The organism is Mycobacterium sp. P7213, from assembly GCF_900604305.1.
Lineage (GTDB): Bacteria > Actinomycetota > Actinomycetes > Mycobacteriales > Mycobacteriaceae > Mycobacterium.
In genome coordinates, this window is the sequence record NZ_UWOA01000113.1 from 1 (window position 1) to 813 (window position 813).

At 72.0% G+C, this 813-nt stretch carries 1 pseudogene; it reads right to left on the minus strand.

The window, feature by feature from the left end:
• A pseudogene (locus tag EJK91_RS23065) lies at nucleotides 1-677 on the minus strand (hypothetical protein); the annotation flags it as partial.
• Between the last annotated feature and the right edge of the window lie 136 nt (nucleotides 678-813).

The window sequence follows — 813 nt, forward strand, 5'->3', positions numbered from 1 at the left end:
GCCATCGACACCGTCAGCGCCCCGGCCACCGGCACCACCATTGCCGCCTTGCCCGGCGACACCATCGGCCCCGGAAGCGGCCTGGCCACCGCGACCAGCGCCACCGGCGCCACCGACACCGGCGTTACCACCGGCGCCACCAGCGCCACCGGCCTCCCCATCGATCGAGGTATTGCCGTCACTGAGACCATCACGGCCCGCCGCCCCCGCCGAGCCATCAGCACCACTGCCGGCGTTACCCCCGAGACCACCAAGACCCTGCACACCGTCAGTGCCCGCCGCACCATCAGCAGCCCGCGTGCCATCACCGGAGAGACCACCCACACCGGCAGTGCCCGCCCCACCACCGGCACCACCATCGCCACCAGCACCACCAGCGCCACCATGGCCACCAGCCAGACCGGCACCGGACTGCCCGACACCATTGCCCCCAGCACCACCGGCACCACCATCACCACCGTTGCCGCCATGGCCGGCGTTACCACCCACGCCACCCACACCAGCCACACCACTGTTGGCACCCGTACCGGCAACACCCCCAGCACCACCGGCACCACCATTGCCACCACGACTGCCCGCAGTGCCGTCCCCACCACGCTCACCGGCACCACCATCAACCGCACCCGCAGACCCGTCACCACCACGGGAACCAGCACCACCACTAGTGCCGTGGACACCCTGAGCGCCGTGACCACCGGCCCCACCGACACCACCATTGCCGCCATCACCGTCCGCAGCCCGGGTCACCCCGTCCGCGGTCAGGCCACCCGCGCCGCCGTTGCCGCCGGCACCACCATTGCCACCCGCGGTGCC